Origin of the sequence: Candidatus Viadribacter manganicus (genome assembly GCF_001679665.1) — a bacterium.
In the GTDB taxonomy this organism is placed as follows: Bacteria; Pseudomonadota; Alphaproteobacteria; order Caulobacterales; family Aquidulcibacteraceae; genus Vitreimonas; species Vitreimonas manganica.
The window spans coordinates 2,578,249-2,598,246 of the sequence record NZ_CP013244.1; the positions used below are offsets into that span (position 1 = coordinate 2,578,249).

General features: G+C 60.1%; 18 protein-coding genes. 11 read left to right on the forward strand and 7 right to left on the reverse strand.

The window, feature by feature from the left end; genetic code table 11:
* Positions 1 to 33: 33 nt before the first annotated feature.
* Both pgl and galU read right to left on the reverse strand, forming a co-directional pair.
* Entirely contained in the window at positions 34 to 705 is a 672-nt protein-coding gene (pgl, locus tag ATE48_RS13205; RefSeq protein ID WP_066772245.1) for a 6-phosphogluconolactonase, read from the reverse strand.
* Positions 702 to 1,595, reverse strand: a complete 894-nt coding sequence (gene galU / locus ATE48_RS13210; protein WP_066772247.1) for a UTP--glucose-1-phosphate uridylyltransferase GalU — start codon at positions 1,593 to 1,595, stop codon at positions 702 to 704. Before galU ends, pgl begins: the two co-directional genes overlap by 4 nt.
* A 272-nt stretch (positions 1,596 to 1,867) precedes the next feature.
* Between galU and ATE48_RS13215 the strand changes: the two genes are divergently transcribed.
* A complete protein-coding gene (locus tag ATE48_RS13215; protein ID WP_156767764.1) occupies positions 1,868 to 2,155 on the forward strand; it encodes a hypothetical protein in 288 nt (95 codons plus the stop codon).
* 19 nt (positions 2,156 to 2,174) lie between these two features.
* Here ATE48_RS13215 and fsa read toward each other — a convergent pair whose 3' ends face one another.
* The gene (fsa, locus tag ATE48_RS13220) at positions 2,175 to 2,828 is read right to left on the reverse strand and encodes a fructose-6-phosphate aldolase (RefSeq protein WP_066772252.1); all 654 of its coding nucleotides are present in this window, start codon (positions 2,826 to 2,828) and stop codon (positions 2,175 to 2,177) included.
* Positions 2,829 to 2,937: 109 nt separating this feature from the next.
* Between fsa and tkt the strand changes: the two genes are divergently transcribed.
* A complete protein-coding gene (gene tkt, locus ATE48_RS13225) occupies positions 2,938 to 4,932 on the forward strand; it encodes a transketolase (RefSeq protein WP_066772254.1) in 1,995 nt (664 codons plus the stop codon).
* Here tkt and ATE48_RS13230 read toward each other — a convergent pair.
* Complete coding sequence (locus tag ATE48_RS13230; RefSeq protein WP_066772256.1) at positions 4,929 to 5,984, reverse strand: mannose-1-phosphate guanylyltransferase; 1,056 nt, start codon at positions 5,982 to 5,984, stop codon at positions 4,929 to 4,931. The two genes, tkt and ATE48_RS13230, sit on opposite strands and share 4 nt — an antisense overlap.
* Positions 5,985 to 6,995 carry an NAD-dependent epimerase gene (locus tag ATE48_RS13235; protein ID WP_066772257.1) on the reverse strand — a complete coding sequence of 337 codons (1,011 nt, stop codon included), beginning with the start codon at positions 6,993 to 6,995 and terminating at the stop codon, positions 5,985 to 5,987.
* A 116-nt stretch (positions 6,996 to 7,111) separates the two neighbouring features.
* Between ATE48_RS13235 and ATE48_RS13240 the strand changes: the two genes are divergently transcribed.
* Positions 7,112 to 8,392, forward strand: a complete 1,281-nt coding sequence (locus ATE48_RS13240) for a nucleotide sugar dehydrogenase (RefSeq protein WP_066772259.1) — start codon at positions 7,112 to 7,114, stop codon at positions 8,390 to 8,392.
* On the opposite strand, the gene ATE48_RS13245 is transcribed toward ATE48_RS13240, so the two are convergent.
* Positions 8,373 to 9,563, reverse strand: coding sequence for an O-antigen ligase family protein (locus ATE48_RS13245; RefSeq protein WP_066772263.1), 1,191 nt, complete (start codon positions 9,561 to 9,563; stop codon positions 8,373 to 8,375). The two genes, ATE48_RS13240 and ATE48_RS13245, sit on opposite strands and share 20 nt — an antisense overlap.
* Positions 9,564 to 9,711: 148 nt before the next feature.
* Here ATE48_RS13245 and ATE48_RS13250 point away from each other — a divergent pair, with 148 nt between their 5' ends.
* From ATE48_RS13250 to ATE48_RS13285, 8 genes are all read left to right on the forward strand, one after another.
* The gene (locus tag ATE48_RS13250) at positions 9,712 to 10,311 is read left to right on the forward strand and encodes a hypothetical protein (protein ID WP_066772265.1); all 600 of its coding nucleotides are present in this window, start codon (positions 9,712 to 9,714) and stop codon (positions 10,309 to 10,311) included.
* Between the two features lie 191 nt (positions 10,312 to 10,502).
* Positions 10,503 to 11,597, forward strand: a complete 1,095-nt coding sequence (locus tag ATE48_RS13255; protein WP_083197342.1) for an AGE family epimerase/isomerase — start codon at positions 10,503 to 10,505, stop codon at positions 11,595 to 11,597.
* A complete protein-coding gene (locus ATE48_RS13260) occupies positions 11,594 to 12,709 on the forward strand; it encodes a glycosyltransferase (protein ID WP_066772267.1) in 1,116 nt (371 codons plus the stop codon). The genes ATE48_RS13255 and ATE48_RS13260 overlap by 4 nt, the downstream gene beginning before the upstream one ends.
* The gene (locus ATE48_RS13265; protein WP_066772269.1) at positions 12,706 to 13,785 is read left to right on the forward strand and encodes a glycosyltransferase family 4 protein; all 1,080 of its coding nucleotides are present in this window, start codon (positions 12,706 to 12,708) and stop codon (positions 13,783 to 13,785) included. The genes ATE48_RS13260 and ATE48_RS13265 overlap by 4 nt, the downstream gene beginning before the upstream one ends.
* Before the next feature lie 68 nt (positions 13,786 to 13,853).
* A complete protein-coding gene (locus ATE48_RS13270; RefSeq protein ID WP_066772270.1) occupies positions 13,854 to 15,773 on the forward strand; it encodes a transketolase C-terminal domain-containing protein in 1,920 nt (639 codons plus the stop codon).
* Complete coding sequence (locus ATE48_RS13275) at positions 15,770 to 17,455, forward strand: capsular polysaccharide export protein, LipB/KpsS family (protein ID WP_083197343.1); 1,686 nt, start codon at positions 15,770 to 15,772, stop codon at positions 17,453 to 17,455. Before ATE48_RS13270 ends, ATE48_RS13275 begins: the two co-directional genes overlap by 4 nt.
* Positions 17,456 to 17,477: 22 nt before the next feature.
* On the forward strand, positions 17,478 to 18,194 hold the full coding sequence (locus ATE48_RS13280) for a hypothetical protein (RefSeq protein WP_156767765.1): 717 nt from the start codon (positions 17,478 to 17,480) through the stop codon (positions 18,192 to 18,194).
* Entirely contained in the window at positions 18,191 to 19,144 is a 954-nt protein-coding gene (locus ATE48_RS13285; protein WP_066772272.1) for a GDP-L-fucose synthase family protein, read from the forward strand. Before ATE48_RS13280 ends, ATE48_RS13285 begins: the two co-directional genes overlap by 4 nt.
* Here ATE48_RS13285 and ATE48_RS13290 read toward each other — a convergent pair.
* Complete coding sequence (locus tag ATE48_RS13290) at positions 19,141 to 19,977, reverse strand: sulfotransferase domain-containing protein (protein ID WP_066772273.1); 837 nt, start codon at positions 19,975 to 19,977, stop codon at positions 19,141 to 19,143. The two genes, ATE48_RS13285 and ATE48_RS13290, sit on opposite strands and share 4 nt — an antisense overlap.
* Between the last annotated feature and the right edge of the window lie 21 nt (positions 19,978 to 19,998).

The following is a 19,998-nucleotide window of genomic DNA, read 5'->3' on the forward strand; positions in this document are numbered from 1 at the left end:
ATTTATTCATTCGTCACAAGGAGAAAGTAGGTATCAGGGCGCCCAAAGTGCTTCGAGCGGCGCGGGAAGCTCAGCCAATGCATCAACAGGCAGCGGCGCGCGTGTTCGATCATTGAGAAGCGCGCGCTTTTCTGCGCCGGTGATCAGAAGAATATTTGAGCGTGAGCGCGATAGCGCAGTGCGCGTGAGCGTCAAACGTTGAGATGAGCCCGCAGCGTTTTGCGCGCTTATGGCGATCACAGTGCGCGGGCTCTTTAGCGCCAATTCCAATCCCGTTGCGCCCGGGAACCAAGAAGCGGTGTGACCATCATTGCCCATGCCAAAAACGGCGATATCGATGGCTTGGCTGGAATAGAGCGCGTCCGCTCGTGCGGCAGCATCCTCGGGCGTCGTGTTGTGCGCATACATTGGCAGCAATCTCGCGCCGGCGCCCAAGGCGGGGGCGAGCGTACGCCGCAGCAATGCTTCGTTGGATGCATCATCCGTCGTTGGTACGAAGCGTTCGTCCACCAGCATAAACGTGACGTGGCGCCAGTCGACCGGCTTGGCGGCAAGTAGAGCGTAGGCAGGCGCGGGTGTCGTCCCGCCTGAGAGTGCAGCTACTGCGCAGCCGCGCTCGAAAATCGCATGGTTTAAGGCCTCCGCGATGCGCGCCGCCGCCGCTTCCATCATGAGATCGCGCGTTTCGAAGTCGCGGACGGTCATTTTCCGCGATTGGCGAGAAGATCACGCATCACCGCGGCGACATCGTCGCCGTGCTCGCTGGCAAGCGCGTAAGCGGCGCTAGCGCGCATGTAGCCAACCTTGTCGCCGCAATCATAAGTCGTGCCCTCGTACTCGAGGGCGTGAAACTTTTGCACGTTCATCAGGCGCGCCATCGAATCTGTGAGCTGGATTTCGTTGCCGGCGCCTGGCCTCTGGCTTTCGAGTAGCGCGAAGATCTCTGGCTGCAAAATATAGCGGCCGCTAATGAAGAGGTTCGAGGGGGCTTCTTCGCGCTTAGGTTTTTCGACCATGCCCTTCATTTTGATGAGGCGCCCATCACGGCTTTCCGGTGTGATGACGCCATAGCGTTCGGGTGTATCGGTTGGCTCTACAGCGATGATGTTGCCGCCAACTTTGTTGTACGCATCGACCATCTGCGCGAGGCACGAGGGCTTGGCCATCATCAACATGTCCGGCAGCATCACTGCGAAAGGCTCGTCGCCGATAATGTCCCTGGCGCACCAGACGGCGTGGCCAAGACCCAGCGCCGCCTGTTGGCGCACAAAGCTCATTGAGCCGGCGACAGGCACTGAGAGCCCGATTTCGGCGAGCTGTTCGGCTTTGTTTTTCGCCTGAAGCGTTACTTCGAGTTCATAAGATCGGTCGAAATAGTCCTCAATCGCACCCTTATTTCGCCCGGTGACGAAGACTATGTGCTCGATGCCAGCGGCCAGAGCTTCGTCCACGACGTACTGGATCGCTGGCCGGTCGAACACCGGAAGCAACTCTTTTGGGATCGCCTTGGTCGCGGGCAGCACCCGCGTTCCGAAACCGGCAACCGGAAGTACCGCTTTCCGTAGCGTTCGAGGTGAGGTGGAAGCGCTAGCCATTGTGGTCCCGTCTTCGGCGCCGCAGCACGGCGATTTGTGTACCACCTTACACCCGAAGCCTGAACGAGCCGCAACTGAACCTGAGCGTCAGATTCGGCTGAAATTCAGGATTTTCGGCTAGGCTAGCCCATAAGCCGCTTTAGTCGGTGGGTATGGTGTCGAGGGTGGTGACGCCAGTCACAGACCATCTCTCTTCGGCGCCGCAAAGTAGCGTTTGCCATCTTGGCAACCTTTTGTTAACTGACCGCCGCCGGTCCGGGAGTTTTCCACAAATGTCGCCCTCTAACGTCAAAGCCACCGTTCGCATGGTCGTGGCCAGCTTCATTGCTGGTGCGGGTGCGATGGCTCTGGTGGGCCTCGTCGGCCCCGTGGCGATGCAGGGCGGCCTCAGCATGCGCGAAGCGTTTGCGAATGAGATGGACCAGCAAGCCCCGGCGCTTGAGCCGCTCGACGTCGTCGCAATCGAGGCGCAGCTGGCCGATGCAGAGCGTGCGATGGATGCCGCTCGCGAAGGCACGGACGACAATGTCAGCCGTCTGCAGGCGCTCGCAGGGCGCTAATCGGCGCCCATAGGATCGCCTACAAAATCGACTGTCCCGTCGATTTCCAGTCTTTCAGGAACGCTTCAAGTCCCATGTCCGTAAGGACGTGCTTGTAGAGGCTTTTGAACACAGTCGGCGGGATAGTGGCGCAATCTGCGCCGGCGATGGCTGCGTCTCGCACATGCCCTGCCGTGCGGATCGACGCTGCAAGAATTGACGTCGGATAGTCGTAATTGTCAAAGATCGCGCGAATTTCGCGGATCAATTCCATGCCGTCTTGGCCGTTATCATCAAGCCGGCCAATGAAGGGCGAAACGAACGTCGCCCCCGCCTTTGCCGCCATCAATGCCTGAACGGCTGAAAAGCAAAGCGTGACATTGGTCGGGTGGCCGTTGTCTTCGAGGTATTTGCAGGCCTTGAGGCCCTCGGGCGTCAGTGGCACTTTTACGACGATGTTCGGCGCCACAGCGCGCAGTTTGAGGCCTTCTTTGATCATCGTCTCGCAATCTTGTGCGACCACCTCAGCGCTGATCGGACCAGGCACAGCAGCGCAAATCTCGCGGAGTGTTTCGAAGAAGTCGCGACCCGCTTTCGCAACGAGCGATGGATTCGTCGTTACGCCATCGACCAAGCCGGTTTGCGCCAGCGTCTTCAGTTCCGCCGCATCGGCGCTGTCGATGAAAATCTGCATATGAAGCTCCGCCGCCGCATTCCTTCGGGCGTTTTCCGCTGATACCGGAGACCTCGCTCCAGGCAAAGCGTCCGAATCGGCGCTAAAGAGCCTGAGCGAAGGAACCCCAATGAGCAAAAGCGAACTGATCGAAGGCGTCGAGGCGAAAGAACTCGCCAACGCAATCCGCGCCCTGGCGATGGACGCTGTGGAGCAAGCCAAGTCCGGTCACCCCGGCATGCCGATGGGTATGGCGGATGCGGCGACAGTTCTGTTCTCGAAGTTCCTAAAGTTCGACCCGAGCAATCCGAACTGGCCAGATCGCGATCGCTTCGTGCTCTCTGCGGGCCATGGCTCGATGCTGCTTTACGCTTTGCTGCATCTCACCGGCTACGCCGACATGACTTTGGATGAGATCAAGCGCTTCCGCCAATTAGGGTCAAAGACAGCGGGCCATCCGGAAAACTTTCTCGCCACCGGCATCGAAACCACGACCGGTCCACTCGGGCAGGGCCTGGCAAACGCAGTTGGCATGGCGATGGCGGAAGCGCACCTGGCGGCGCGTTTTGGTGGTGCGCTCGTCGATCACCGTACTTGGGTGATCGCTGGCGATGGCTGTTTGATGGAAGGCATCAGCCAGGAGGCAATCGCGCTCGCCGGCCGCCAGAAGCTCAACAAGCTCGTCGTGATCTGGGACGATAACTCGATTTCCATCGACGGCGCGATTTCGCTCGCCGACACCACCGATCAAAAGGCGCGCTTCACCGCCAGCGGCTGGAGCGTGCTTTCATGTGATGGTCACGACGTTGCAGATGTTACGCGCGCGTTCGAGCAGGCGATGAAGTCCGATCGCCCGGTGATGATTGCATGTAAAACGACGATTGGTTTTGGCTCGCCCAAGCGCGCCGGCACTGCCAAGGCCCACGGCGAGGCGCTCGGCGCCGATGAGCTTGCGGCAACGAAAGCCGCGCTCGGCTGGAAATATGGTCCGTTCGAAGTGCCCGATCACATTCGCGCCGCCTGGCTAAAAATCGGTGCGCGCAGCGCCGGCAAACGTGAAGAATGGGCCGCGCGCCTCAAAAAGTCCGAGCACAGGGAAGAATTTGCCGCCGCCATGAGCGATAGCAATATCGAGGCTGCGGTTGCAGCGCTCGGCTTGCACGCTGCGAAAATGGCGGCCGAAAAACCCGCGTTGGCGACGCGCTCGTCTTCGAGCGGCGCTATCGACGCGATGTTTGAAGCATGCCCGGAATTGCTGGGCGGCTCCGCTGACCTCACGGGCTCAAACCTGACGCTGGCCAAGGGCTCGCAGGATTTCACGCCAGAGAACCGCGCCGGCCGTTATGTTCGCTATGGCATTCGCGAACACGGCATGGCCGCGGCCATGAACGGCATGGCCTTGCATGGTGGGATCATCCCATACGGCGGAACGTTCCTTACCTTCGCTGACTATTCGCGACCCGCTATTCGCTTAAGCGCTCTTATGGGCATTCGCGTCATTCATGTCATGACGCACGATTCCATCGGCCTTGGCGAAGATGGCCCGACCCACCAATCGGTCGAGCATCTTGCGAGCCTTCGCGCCATTCCCAATCTCGCAGTCTTCCGTCCCGCCGACGCGGTTGAAACCGCCGAGTGCTGGCAGGCGGCCTTGTTGCGCGATGATGGTCCAAGCGTGCTTGCGCTGTCGCGGCAAGCAACGCCGGCGCTGCGCGATGACGCCAGCGAGAATCTTTCGGTGCGCGGCGCGTACGAATTATTGGGCGCCGAGGGCGGCGCCTCGCGTGTTGCGATCTTCGCGACCGGCACGGAAGTCGCCCTCGCTGTAAAGGCGCGCGAGAGCCTGCAGCAGCAAGGCATCCCAACGCGCGTTGTCTCTGCGCCGTGCTTTGAGATGTTCGAAATGCAGGACGATGCCTATCAGGATGAAGTCTGCGGCGGCGATGACGAATTGAAGATCGGCTGTGAAGCTGCAATCGGGCAAGGCTGGTTCGAGGCATTCGGCCTCGACGCCTTTGTCGGGATGTCGACGTTCGGAACGTCTGCGCCGGCGAAAGACGCCTACGCCCATTTCGGCATCACGGTAGAAGGCATTGTCGAAACCGTAAAAGCGTTGCTCGACTAGGCCAGCTTCTCAGCAAGCGCGCGCAGCGCCGCAACATCGGTGCTGCGTTCGCGCGGCAGGATCATCAGGCCGCCTTCAGCTGCGACCACAACCAGATCCTCGCCATCGAGCGTGGCGGTTCTTACGCCGCTCGCCAGCATCTTTGAGGTATCGCAGCTTGCGGCTGCGCCTAAAAGTGCAAACCCGTCGCCATTGCGCGGCGCCAGGCGCAAGACCTCGGCCCACGAACCAACATCGGCCCAGCCGATGTCGCATGGCACAACAGCTGCGCGCACCGTGCGCTCCATCACGGCGACGTCAAGCTGCATCGCGGGCGCCGTTTCGTACTCGGTCCCGAGGCGTATTTCGTCGCCGCTGCGGCGCGCGCTTTGAAGGGAGGCAAGCGCAAGGTCGCGGATCGCGACGTTAGCGGCGAACTCTCCGAGCAGAACGCGTGGACTGAAGAGGAACATGCCGCTGTTCCAGGAATAGGCGCCGTCGCGCACATACGTCTCGGCGGTCGGCGCGTCGGGCTTTTCTTTAAAGGCCTCAATGGCGAAGACGCCTGTCGCCAGCGGCGCGCCGCGCTTGATGTAGCCGTACACAATTGCGGGGCTCTGCGGGGTGATGCCAAACGTGATGATCCGATCCTTGGCGAACGGCGCTGCTGTTTTGATGGCGTCATGAAACGCCGCAACATCGTTGATCACGTGATCGGCCGGCAGCAGCAAAACCAAAGCCTCCGGATCAAGCTCTTGGGCCACACCGGCGGCGGATGCGGCAACTGCCGCCGTATTGCGCGCCTTGGGTTCGATCACGATCGCTGCGGGGGCGCTTGCGACCTCAGCAAAAGCCGAACGCGCAAGGGCAAGGTGCTTTTGCCCGCAGAGCGCGATGGGTGATGCAAATGCGATATTGCCTATATCGCCGCTCACCCGCGCAACCGTTTCCGCGAACATCGTTCGCGAACCCATCAGGGCGTGAAATTGCTTGGGATGATCTTCAGTCGAAAGAGGCCAGAGCCGCGTGCCGGCGCCGCCGGACATGATCGCGGGAATGATACGCAAGCTCATCTAGACCCTGTAGTACTCTCGGTACCACTCAACAAAGCGTTTTACCCCGACTTCGATCGGCGTGCGCGGCGCAAAATCGACATCGCGGGCGAGGTCTTCGACATCTGCGAACGTCGCCGGCACATCACCGGGCTGCATCGGCAGCATATTCTTGGTCGCCGTCTGCCCGAGTTCCTTCTCGAGGATGGCAATGACGTCCAAGAGCTTTGCCGGGGAGTGGTTGCCGATATTGTAGATTTGGTAGGGCGCGTTTGACGTCGCCGGATCGGGGCTCGTGCTGTCCCAGTTCGGATTTGGCCCCGGAACCCGTTCGCCGACGCGAAACAGCGACTCTACGATGTCGTCCACGTAGGTGAAGTCGCGCTGCATCATGCCGTTGTTGAAGACGTCGATCGGCTTTCCTTCGAGGATCGCTTTGGTGAACAGGAACATCATCATGTCCGGGCGGCCCCAGGGGCCGTACACCGTGAAAAAGCGTAGGCCAGTGACCGGCAGCCGGTAGAGGTGCGCATACGAATGCGCAAAGAGCTCGTTTGCCTTCTTCGAAGCGGCGTAGACACTGAGCGGATGATCGACGTTCTGGTGCACCGAGAACGGCATCTTGGTGCCAGCGCCGTAAACTGAACTGGATGAGGCAAACACCAAGTGCTTGGTCTTGTTGTAGCGGCAGCACTCAAGAATGTTCATGAACCCTTCGAGGTTCGCTGAGATGTACGCCTGCGGATTGACCAGCGAATAGCGTACGCCCGCTTGGGCGGCGAGATTGTACACGAGATCAAACTGGTGCTCAGCGAAGAGGGATTTCAGCGTCGCCGCGTCTTCGAGTTCGGCCTGCACGAACGTGAAGCCGGATTTTTCCTGCAATTTCTTAACGCGCGCCTGCTTCAGCTCGACGCTGTAATAGTCCGACATGCAGTCGTAACCGATGACGGTGCGCCCCTCACGCATCAAGCGTTCTGACAAGTGATAGCCGATGAAACCGGCAGCGCCGGTAACGAGCACGGGTTTCATATTTTAACGCTCTTTAGAGGTTGCGCGGCAGGTGTACGCGGTTGTTTTCAATGTGTGGTTTCGATAAGTGGTAGCGCTAGCGAAATCAACCAACTGCCGACAATTCAGAGTTAATCATGAACGAACGCCGCCGCATCGCTGTTATCGGCCTGGGCTATGTTGGCTTGCCTGCCGCCGTCGCGTTTGCGCGCAAGGGTTTTTCGGTCATTGGCTTTGAAATTGACGCCTCTCGTGTGGCGGAACTGCGCGAAGGCAAGGATCGTACGCGCGAAGTCACGCCAGAAGAGCTGAAGTCGCTTGATCTTTACGTCACCACCGACGTCGAAGACTTAAAGAGAGCCGACTTCTTTATCGTGACAGTGCCGACCCCGATCGACGATGCTCTCGTGCCTGACCTTTCGGCGGTGCACGGCGCTTCGCACACGGTAGGAAAGGCGCTGAAGAAGGGCGACATCGTCGTTTATGAATCGACCGTCTATCCAGGCTGCACCGAGGATGAGTGCGGCCCCATTCTGGAGAAGGCGTCCGGCCTAAAGAGCGGTGTCGATTTCACACTTGGCTTTTCGCCAGAGCGGATCAATCCAGGTGATCACCTCCACCGCTTTGAGACGATCGTGAAAGTCGTTTCCGGGTCAGACGCCAGGACGCTCGATATCGTCGCTGAAACTTACGGCGCCGTCGTCACCGCCGGCGTTCACCGCGCCCCGTCGATCAAGGTCGCCGAAGCTGCCAAGGTGATCGAAAACACCCAGCGCGACATCAACATCGCCCTGATGAACGAACTGGCTCTTATCAACGGGCGCCTTGGTCTCGACACCGGCGACGTCTTGGCTGCGGCCCGCACTAAGTGGAATTTCCTCGGCTTCACGCCAGGCCTTGTGGGTGGCCACTGCATTGGGGTCGATCCCTACTATTTGACCCACAAGGCCCAACAGGTTGGCTACCACCCGCAAGTCGTGTTGGCGGGCCGCCGGGTGAACGACAGCATCGGCCCGCATATTGGCCGAGAATGCGTCCGGTTGCTGAACCGCTCTGGCAAGTCCAATCCGCGTGTCGCAGTGCTGGGTGTCACCTTCAAGGAAGACGTGCCGGACGTTCGCAACTCGAAAGTCTATGACATCGTCAATGAGCTCCGCTCGTTCGGCATTGATGTCGTCGCTCACGATCCATATGCCGACGCACATGTCTCTGAAGAGCATGGCGCGGCGCTGACGCCGTTCGATTCAATCGGCGAAGTGGACGCCGTGATAGTCGCTGTGTCTCACAAGGAATTTCGCGACGGCGGCTGGCCGATGATCACCAAGCTGCTGCGTGGCGGCGCTGGCGTGGTCATGGATGTGCGCGGTTTCTTGGATCGCAGCACGATGCCGTCAGGCATCAACCTCTGGCGGCTTTAACGCCAATCGCGGCGACCAGCCCTCCCGCGAGGATCATTGTCGACATCCACCATTCTTGAAATGGACTCCAGCCGATGTTGGCCATCATGCCGAACATCGCGATCACTGCTGCCGCGGGGGCAGCCGCGAGCTTGTCTTTGCCGTAGGCGTTGGCGAGGCTAAGGCCGGTCAGTGCGATCAAGACCGCAGTGAGCAAGGCGCCGATCAGGCCCGCGTCGTACCAAATCTGTATCGAAGCACTGTGCGGGTGAACCGGGATCACGCGCAGCGCCTCGCCATCATAATTCGCCATAGCAGTGGATGCGCGTCCGGCATCTAGGCCATGGCCAAACCAGAATTGTTCGAGAATGCGTGCGTTCGCGTAGCGCCAGATCCCAACGCGCACCGCCCAAGAGTGTGGAAGCCAATCGATTTGGCCTGCGAAGATGAGTGGGGTCGCGAACGGCGCCGCCAGTGTCCAAATTGCAAGACCAAAGGCTGGCCCCAAGATCGCAATCCGCGGCGCAACGAATGCACCAGCAAAGCAGACGGCGCCTACGGCCAATCCAAATGCCGTCGAGAGCTGTCCAAATTGAAGCGATACGAAGCCGGCGCCAGCTAGGACGATCGCCGCTACCGGCCAACGCCATCTCGCGCCGGTCGCCAAGAGCCACGCAAGCGATGGCCAGAGCAGGGCAAGCATCACCACCGCGCCGCGGGCGGGGCTCTGGTTTAATTGAAAGGCAGAGGCTTCTGGCGCCGCGGCGCGATTGAGCGGCGAGCCCCAAATCGCCTCGATGCTGATCAAAATTGTGAGCATCACGAGGGCTGCCAGCGCGCCTGCCAGGCTAAGCCGAGCAAGTCGGGTTTGAGCTATTGCGCTTGCGAAAAGAAGCCCCATCGCAAGGGTGGCAGGCGCCTTGAGGTAGGTCTGACCATGCCAGGGCGACCAGGTCGCGGTGACGCTCAGCCAAACCGTCAGCGCCGCCAGGAGTGCGACAAATATCCTATTTTTTTCAACCGTTTGCCGAAGGTGGGCTGGATCGAGCGCGGCAAGCGCCGTAACTGCCATCAGTACCGGGAGGCCAATCGCGCCGCCGGCTGAAAATCCTGGGGTCAAGCAGAAGAATGCCGCGACTGCGAGCGCCTGGCGGATCGGGAGGCTCCGGCCATCTGCCAAAGGTTCGGTCATGGAGATAATTTCGTAAGCAAGATTTCAGCATAGTCACGGAAGAACAAGCGCTTCGGGCTTGTGAACGCGCGAGTTTTGGTGCTTCTAGTACACCGTGAGCGCGTATTAACGACGCTGCTCGGCAGATTGTGGTTCGCGGGAGTTTAGAATGGCCGGGGAAACTCCTTTCGAACGCGAGGTCCGTGACACGGTTGTGAAGTCGGGTTTTACCGGTGTTGCCGCAACGGCCATCGCGATCGTTGCGTTTTCGCCCGCCGGCTTCGGCGATTGGGTTGGCGCCAGCGTCGCCTCCACGTTTGGGGTAGATTCGACCGCATCAGCTGAAGACAACGCCTACGCATCGTTGCCCGCCTACCCAGCGCCGATGACGCGTGACGAGGTCAACGCCATCCACTCGCAGCTCGCCTCAAGTGAAGCGTCGATGACGCTCATTCGCGAAGCAACAGACGATAGGATCGAGCAGGTTCGGACGGTGTCGCTCGGCAACGGTGTGCCTGTGATTGCGCGCCACGCTGCGCCCGCTTCGGCATCCGATCTGCGTCTGTCGTTGAGCGAGCCTGTTTCTTATTCCGCTCCGGTAGATGAAGCTCCGGTGGAATCGTATGTCGCGGTGACCGGCCCTGAGGCCGCTCTTGTTCCTGCGAGCTACACGGCAGCTGTCGGTGGCGGTGGCTTCGACGCCAGTGTTCCCTACCGCGATCCGCACCTTGAACTCGCGGACCTGTTGCTTATGCACGAGTCTTTCTAGGCTACGCTTTTTACTAGAGCTCTGACATTATCCGGCGGGTGTTACGCACGGCTGCAACTGCACGTGCTTGAGCCAGTTTTTGACTGGCAATCTTGAGGAACGCCGAGGCGCAGTTGGCGATAGAGAAGTCTCTAGCGGAAGTCCCTGCAAGCGCTGGGGGGAAAATCGCGTTCAAAAGAGTTCGCTCTTGGATGTTTGACCATGCGTTGCCGCTTTGGGCGGAGCGCGGTGTCGATCACGCGCACGGAGGCTTCCTGGAGGAGCTTTCGCAAGAGGCGGATCCAACGGCCTGCACCTTCAAGCGCGTGCGCGTCATTTGCCGGCAGATTTACGTTTTTGCGCATGCTGCCAAACTTGGCTGGTCGCCTGGCGCTTATTTGGCAGAGCAGGGCTACATCTATCTGCGCGATAAAGTCCGTCTCGCCGACGGCGGCTGGGCGCGCCGCCTTTCGCGCGAGGGCGCAATCATCGATCCCGCGCCCGATCTCTATGATCTGGCGTTTGTCCTCTTTGCGCTAGCTTGGCGCTACAGTGTCTCGCAAGACGCGGAGGTCCTTCGCCTCGCGCATGAAACGTTGGATTACATCCAGCAGAAGATGAGAAGCCCGCATGGCGCTTTCTGGCACACGCTGCCGCAGCAGCGTGCTTATCTGCAAAACCCACACATGCATTTTGCCGAAGCCTGTCACGCCGCGTTCGAGGCGACGGGTGATCAGCGCTTTCTAGATCAAGCTGAGGAATTGGTCGCCTTGTTGCGTCGTCGCTTTTTCGACGGCCGAACGCTAGGCGAATATTTCTCGCTCGATTGGACGCGCGAGCAGAGTGAGCTCGGCCGAACGCTCATACCCGGTCATCATTTTGAGTGGGCGTGGATATTGTCCACGCACCAGCGGCTAACCGGCACCGATCTCAATCACGAGATCGAAGCACTCGCGTCGTTCGCAGAGGCCTACGGCGTCGATCCTAAGACGCAGGTCGTCTTTGACGGGATATTGTCGGACGGCGCTGTCGTTGCGGAGAGTTCGCGCGCTTGGCCAAATACCGAACGGATCAAAGCTTGGGTCGCGCTTTCGCACCGCGCCGATCTGCAACCGATTGAGCGTATCAACGGCACGCTCGAACTCATATTTGGCCGATACTTTGCGCGTTCGCGTCCGGGATTGTGGATCGATCGCTTCGATGGGAATGGCGCGCCCATGGTCAGCGCTGTGCCTGCCTCGGTGCTCTACCACATCTTTCTGGCGTTTGCCGAAGTGTTGCGACTTGAGCCAACTGCCAAGCGATGAAGAAGATCCTCTTTATCGTGAGCGAGGATTGGTTTTTCCGTTCGCACTTTAGAGCATTCCCGCAGCGTGCGCGTCAGGATGGCTATGAGGTCGTCATTGCTGGTCGCAGGTCCGGGGCGATGGATGGGGAGAATGTGCGTGTCATCGACGTGCCGTTCGCACGCGGCGGTTTTGGACTAGGCGCCATAGCTCGCCAATTGCCGAAATTGCAGGCCATCGTCGATGCAGAGCGGCCAGACATCATCCACCCGTTCTCGCTGAAATCCATTGCGCTGACGATGATGCTTAAGGCGCGCGGCGCGGGACGCGCTTTCGCGCTGACGGGACGTGGCTATCTTGCGCTATCTTCGGCGCCGGCCTGGGCAAAGCTCATTGGATGGTGTTTTCGCCATATGCTTCGGCATGAACTTTCGAAACCCAGGACTGTGCTCATTGTTGAGAACCTAGCGGATCGCCGATGGGTGGAGGGGCGCCGCGCCTTGTCCGATGATCGGGTGGTCTTGATGCCCGGAGCCGGCGTTGAACCTAGCCTTTATCTGCCGACGCCAGAGCCCGTTCACCCGCCCATCATTGTCGGCGTGGTTGCGCGTCTTATTCGTTCCAAGGGTGTCGATGTTGCTGTCGATGCTGTGGTCCGTCTGCGCAAAAAAGGGTTCAACATCGTTTTGCGCGTTGCAGGTCAGTCAGATCCAGAAAATCCGGAATTCGTAACCGATGGCGAATTGAGCAGATGGCGCGCTAGTGACGGCGTCGAACTTGTTGGTCAGATCAAAGACGTGTCGCTCTTTTGGTCAGGAGTTCAAATTGCCTGCGTTCCATCGCGCGGCGGCGAAGGGTTGCCGCGCACATTACTGGAAGCTGCCGCCTGTGGGCGTCCAGTGGTGACCACCGACGCTCCCGGTTGCGGCGAGGTCGTCAGTGATGGCGCGGGGCTCGTGGTCGCGCATGACAACGTCGAAGCGCTCGCTGCGGGCTTATCCAAGCTTGCGACGGATCATGCGCTCCGCCAACGCTTTGGTAAGGCCGCGCGCGCACTTATTGAGCTGAAGTATACAAGCCAACACGCCGCCGAAGAGGCGGCGAAAGCTTGGGCGCTGCTTAAAAGGCCATGAGCACGCCGCGTATATTGATTTGGTTTTGGTCGGGCGGTGGGGGCGGCAGCCTTTTTGCATACAATCTTGCGCGCCGATTGAGCGTACGCTTTGGCGCGAGCGCAGTGACGCTGTCGCTCCGTGCTGACGATCCTACTCTCGAGCGCGCGCGCGATGCCGACTTCCAAGTTCTCGCCGCTAACATCGTTTCCGATCGGCGCAAACCCCTGACGACGCTCAGCTCGCTAACGCGAGGCGCACGCATTCTGGCCGATCAGGCGCGTAACGCCGATCTGGTGATTGTGCCGATGAATTTTGCGTCGGCCGCGCCGTTGAGCGCCGGTCTTAAGCAACCTCTGGTCTATTGTGCGCACGATCCAGAGCCGCATCCGGGCGATTATGCACGCATGCTGCAACGTGCGACCCAGGCCGTCCTGCTCAGTCGCGCGCGCAAGGTTATGGCGCTCTCCGAATATGCCGCTGGACGTTTACGCGCCTTGGGTGTGGCCTCCCATAAGGTCGAGGTGGCGCCGCTGCAATCTGTCTTTGAGCCATCGCCGTCGCGGTCTAAGAACGGAAACCCGGTCCAACTTGTCTTGGCGGGGCGGATGATCGCTTATAAGGGCGTCGACATTCTTGCCGATGCGTTGGCGCCATTGAATACACGCGATGATTGGCGGCTCAAAATCGCGGGCCTGGGGCCCGCTCTTGATGATCGGATGTTGGCGCGCTTTGCTCATCCACAAATCGAGCGCGCCGAACGTGCGTGGATGAAAGATGCTGAGCTTGAAGCCCTCATCGCAAACGCGGACGTGGTCCTCGCGCCCTATCGTTCGGCAACGCAATCGGGCGTCGTCGCCCAGGCGATAGCGCGCGGCACGCCCTGCATCGTTACTCCCGTTGGCGCGCTCGGTGAGCAGATCGGCAAGGGCGAGGCTGGCTGGATCGCCGATCGCGCCGATGCTTCAGCCTTTGCCGCCGTGATGTCCCGCGCGTTGGATCAGCCCGGCGAGCGCGCCGAGAAGGCTGCGGCGGCGCTTAACCTTGCCTACAAGGCATGGGAACACGACCACTGGGGCTGGCTCGATCACTTGTGAGCGGGCGAGGGGTTGCAGGCCAAGCGGCCGTGGAAATAGATGATGCGTGAGCAGGGCGGGAGCCGAATTTGGGCGATCTGATTGGTGAAGTCGTACAGAGCGAGCTCTACTATGTCGCACGCAGCGAGTTCGATCGCGTAGCGCGCGCCAATGCGCCCAAGCCGGCGCTGATGTCGCTATATGCCGACATGACGCGCCTCAACGCGCTCTACATGATTGCCAATGCGGGCTCCGGTCATATCGGCTCGTCGTTCTCGGCTGCTGACGTGATGACGCATCTTTATCTCTCCGAGATGGATCGCGATGGTGATGTCTTCTTCTCATCGAAGGGGCACGACGCGCCGGCGCTGTATTCGGTGCTGATTTCCATCGGGGTGCTTGAAGAAGACCTGCTGCACAAGCTGCGCCGCCTCCACGGATTGCCGGGACATCCGGACATTTCCGTGCCGGGCCTTGTTACCAACACCGGCTCGCTAGGTATGGGCATCTCAAAGGCCAAGGGCATGGTCGAGGCCGCGCGTGCTAAAGGTAAGCCCAAGCGCGTCTATGTCATGACCGGTGACGGCGAATTGCAGGAAGGTCAGATCTGGGAATCGCTCGTCTCGGCCGCGAACCGGCAGATGGGCGAACTCACCGTAATCGTCGATCACAACAAGATTCAATCCGATTACTCGGTGGCGCGGACATCCGATCTCGGGGCGCTCCAGGCCAAGTTCGAAGCTTTTGGTTGGTTATGTGAGCGCCTCGATGGCCATGATCACGACGCGTTCACGGCGTGCTTCGCGCGTCTACGGAAGGAAACGCAGCGCCCCAAAGTGATTATCGCCGATACCATCAAGGGCAAGGGCGTGTCGTTCATGGAAGGTGTCGCAATCGATAGCGACGTCGAAATGTTCAAGTTTCACTCCGGTGCGCCGACAGCCGATCACTACCAAAAGGCGGTGCTTGAGCTGGAGCAACGGCTCGCGGCCAAGCTCGCGGCGCTTGAGCTTTCACCAGTACGGGTTTCTGTGGCGCCGCGTCCTGAGGCCCCGTTGGCGGCGAGCGAGCAGGTGAAGCTCTTTCCTGCCTATACCAACGCCTTGATGCGGCAGGCCGAGCGAAAGTCTGAGCTTATCGCGCTTGATGCCGATCTCATCTTGGACATGGGCCTTATACCTTTCCGCGATGCCTATCCCGATAGGTTCATTGAATGCGGCATCGCTGAGCAGGATATGGTGAGCCAGGCCGGTGGACTGGCGCTTGATGGCATGCTGCCCATCGTGCACTCGTTCTCTTGTTTTCTTTCAACGCGGCCAAACGAGCAAATCTATAACAACGCCACCGAGAAGACGCGCATCGTTTATGTTGGTGGCTTGTCCGGCGTCATTCCTGCAGGCCCAGGTCACTCGCACCAAAGCGTGCGCGAAATTTCCGCCATTGGCGGCATGCCCGGCATGGTGATGATCGAGCCGTGCTGCCCCGACGAAGTCGGGCCGCTCTTCGATTGGTGCATCGAGACCCACGAGGGACCAAGCTTCTTGCGCCTCGCTTCGATGCCCTACGCCACCGCGGCCAAGCTTCCTGCCGGATACGAGCCAAGCCGGGGCAAAGGCTACGTGGTGCGCGAAGGCGCCGACGGCGCCATCGTCGCCGCGGGTCTTTTGGGTGTGGCCGAGGCGATCAACGCAGCCACGGCTTTGGCGCAGGATGGCAAGAATTTCGCGGTCATCTCGCTGCCGTGGCTCAACGTCGTTGACGCGGCGTGGATCAGCGAGATTGCAGCGCGCTATCCGGTGATCGTCACTCTCGACAATCACTATCTGCAAGGTGGTCAGGGGCAGATGGTGCTCGCCGCTATCGCCGAACACGCGCACGCCAAGCCTCGTTGTTTGTCTCTTGGCCTTCATGAAGTGCCGCCGTCCGGTCGAACGGACGAGGTCTTAGCCGCCATGGGCCTCGATGGCGCAGGCATCGCGCGGAGCATTACGGATTTTCTCAGCGCATGAAATCGTGGCTCCGCCGCTGGCCCGCGGCGGCGCGTTTGCGCTTGCTGCGTCTTAATGGCATTGCGCGCGCTGATGCAGGCGATGGGTTGTCGGCGCTCGCGCATGATCCGGCATGGCGCGCCGCGCTCGAAGCAGCAAAGGGCGGTGCGCGCGTGATGATCGCCACAAATACGGGCGGTCACTTCGCGATTGAGACCATTGACCGCTTGCTTGGCGTGGCGCTCACCGTGCGCGGTGCGGCGGTGACTCACGTGCTGTGCGATGCCGCTTTGCCTGCCTGCCAGATGTGTGAGTTCAATCTCACGGCGGATGTTGCGGGCTTTGCCGAGAAAGGCCCAGATCGTTTGCTGTGCGGCTATTGCTACGAGCCCGCACAAAAGCGCCTCGATGCTCTAGGTCTCGCCACGCGGCAATTGACGAGCGCGCAGTCCGACGAAGACCGGCGCCAGGCTAAGGCTCTTGCGGACACGGCAAACCTCGATGATCTCCGATCAATTTTATGGAACGACGTCTCGATTGGTGAGCATGCGATGGCTGGTGCTTTGCGGTTCTTTGCGCGCAGCGATCTTTCAAGCGAAAAGCACGGTGCGGCGATCCTGCGGCGCTTCATCGAGGCCGCGGCGCTTTCGGCGGCCTCCTATGAGCGGTTGATCGACGAAGTGAGGCCCAAGGTACTTGTCGCCCATCACGGCATCTACACGCCGCAGGGCTTGGCAGTCGCTGTGGCGCGTGCGCGCAACGTACGCGTCGTCACTTGGAATCCGGCCTATCGCCGCCACTGCTTCATCTTCAGTCACGACGACTCTTATCATTATACGCTGATGGAAGAGAGCGCGGAAAGTTGGCGCGATGGGCCGTTCACTGACGCTGATCGTGAGAGGACACTGAACTATCTCTACTCACGCCGTACTGGCGCTGGTGATTGGATCAAATTCCATGCCGATCCAAGGAAAGTAGATGACGTCCGCGATCTCGGGTTGGACCCGCAAAAACCCATCATCGCCGCCTACACAAACGTTTTCTGGGATGCGCAGCTGCACTTTCCGAACAATGCATTTGCCAGCCAGAAGGAATGGCTTGAGCGCACGATTGTGTGGTTCGAAAAGCGGCCTGATCTGCAGCTTGTGATCCGCATTCACCCAGCCGAGGCGACTGGTGCGCCGCCTTCGCGTCAGCGCGCCGCCGAAATCATCGCCGCACGATTTCCGAACCTGGCGGCGAACGTGCGCGTAGTTGCGCCTGAAAGTTCGCTCTCCAGCTATGCGCTCGCGGAGCGCGCAGATGCCGTGCTGATTTTCGGCACTAAGCTAGGCGTTGAGCTGAGTGCTCTGAGCATACCGGTGATCGTTGCTGGAGAAGCTTGGGTCCGCGGCAAAGGCTTCACGCACGATGTGAGCTCACCGGCGGATTATGAAGCGAAGCTGGCGCAATTGCCGTTCGGCCATCGCCTGGATCCGGACCAGGAAGATCTGGCGCGGCGTTACGCCCACCATTTCTTCTTCCGCCGCATGCTTGAAATTCCGTTCGTTGAGCCAGCGTCGGGTCCGCGCCGGTTCCGCGTCGCGATTGACGGCGCCGCTGCCTTGGCGCGGGGAAAAAGCGCCGGGCTCGATGTCATCTGCGAGGGCATTCTGGAAAACACGCCATTTGTGTGTGATACGCCGGTGACGCGAGACCGATGAAACATCCGAGGGGAGTTTTTTTGTGACGAATGATCTGCATATCGTCATGCATGTCCCTAAGACGGGTGGGCAGACCTTGCGCGATCATTTTCGTACGAAACTTGTCTTCCATAGTGAGTTTATTCACTTGGGACCATTTGGGGTTGCGGATGCGCAGGCGCGTGGAATTCCCGCGTGGGAGGAACGGTCCGTGGAAGAGCGCGCGAAAGCGCGAGTCATTCTCGGACATTACGCATCGGTGTTTACTAAAGACCTGGTGCCGGGTCCGCGCGTGGTCAAGTATTGTGGTGTGTTGCGAGATCCGGCGGCTCGCGTGGTCAGCCATTACAACTTCAACGTAGAAGATAAATGGGTTCGGGCCGGTAACGGTGTTCCTGAGTGGTCTTGGTGGTATCGAGGTCAGAAGCGCAATTTCGTCTGTCGTTGGATCAAAGAAAATTTTCTCAAAGAGAATACCAATGACGTGGCCGACGAGCAGATGTTCGATGACGTCACCAGACTGCTTTCTTCGTTCTGGCTGCTGGGCCTTACTGAGGACTATGAAACATTCTCCGATATGCTTTGTGCGGACGTAGGTGTTGTTGCGACGGGAGGGGTACGTTCAAACGTTGCCGGAGAGCACTATCCTCGGCGAGCGGTGGTTACACCAGAAATAGCTGAGCAGGTCTATCGCGATCATCCCGTCGACAAGGCTTTATATGACTGGGTGCGCGCGCGCGTCGGGACTTCTAAGACATGAGCGCCGTCATCTATCCTTTGCGCGGCAAGCGTGTGTTTGTCGCCGGTGAGCGCGGCATGGTTGGGCGCGCTATTGTGCGGCACTTGGCTGTTAGCGAGTGCGAGGTGCTGAGTGCGCCGCGTGCAACGTTGGATCTCGAAAGCGAAACTTCGGTCGCAGCCTGGTTCGCCGCCAACAAGCCGCAAGCGGTGTTTCTCGCGGCCGCCAAAGTCGGCGGCATCAGCGCCAACAATTCCTTCCCCGTCGATTTTCTGGATCGCAACCTGCGCATCGCCGCGAATGTCATCCGTTCGGCGCATGACCAGGGCGTCGAGAAGCTGTTGTTCTTGGGTTCGTCATGCATCTATCCGCGCGATGCGGCGCAGCCAATGACGGAAGAAGCGCTGCTTACCGGACCGCTTGAACAGACCAATCAATGGTACGCGATCGCGAAGATCGCCGGCATCAAACTTTGCGAAGCCTACCGCAAGCAATTCGGCGACGACTTCGTCTCCGTGATGCCGACCAACCTTTATGGACCGGGCGACAATTATCACCCCGAACACAGCCACGTGCCCGCAGCGCTCATTCGCCGCTTCCACGAGGCCAAGCTCGCCAACGCGCATGAGGTCGTTGTCTGGGGCACGGGCGCGCCGCGCCGTGAATTCTTACACGTCGATGATATGGCTGATGCCTGCGTTTTTGTGATGGAGCGTTATTCGGCGGAAGACATGCTCAACATTGGCACGGGGCAGGATGTCACGATCGCCGAGTTCGCAGGGGTGGTGGCCGATGTGGTCGGTTACACAGGCGTGTTGCGCTTCGACACCGCGCGGCCGGACGGCACGCCGCGCAAATTGCTCGACGTCTCCAAGATCAATGCACTGGGCTGGCGCGCGCGCATCGCTTTGCGCGATGGCGTGGCTGACGCGTACGCCGATTTTCTAAAAGGCAATTGGCGCGAAGCCTAGTCGGCCGGCTCCAGTGCGCAGGGCACTAAGCGTTGGCTCGCTTCAAAGCTCGTCCAGCCCTGTCCCTGGCGCTTTACGGATCGCACGCCTGCAAACGGCGTGTAGCCGTAGCGGTAGGCGAGTAGGCCGTGGCAATTCCAGAGCGCGCGCCGCTGTGCGCGTGTCGTGCGCTGACGCCAGCCATCGAAGCCTTCGCCGGGATTGCGGGTCGGATTGCGCTCGGTGGCCGCCGCGAGCGGCATCTCGCGTGGGCGCGGCGGCGCGGCGATGTTCAAGAATTTCGCGATGGTTTTGATCGCCGCGCCCTGGCCGGCGATCACATCCTCGTAGCGCAGGCGCAGCACCGGCATCGCCGTCCGCTCCCACGCAAGGTGATAGTCGGTCCATGAGCCGAACATCGCATCGCCGACGATGAAGTCGTCGAGCAGCAGGCTCTCTTTTCGGAGATGTTCGAGCCGCCAGTAGCTGACGATCGCCGGCGCGGGATGGCGCACGAATTGGATCGCCATTTCGCCCGGAAACGCCTGCTCGGGCGGCGGGTCGTGGGTTTTGACAAACAACAAGTGCGAATCAGCAGCCAGCCGCTGGCGCAGTTCGGGCGTTAGGCGCTTCAGCGCGCCGTGGCGCAGCAGCAGCTCGCGCTGTCCGGGCGCTGTGCGGCTTGCATAAGTTTGAAGATCGGGCTCGCCCTCGACGTCAGCCACGTCCCATTTTTCAGGGAAGGTGGAGGTTGAATCGTAGCCGTTGGCCGAGAGGTAGCTGAAATTGATCGAGATGAGATCGCGAAGAAAGGCGGCGCCGCAACGGGGAAAGGTTGCCTGATAAATCAGCATCGACCCACGCTGCGACCGCCA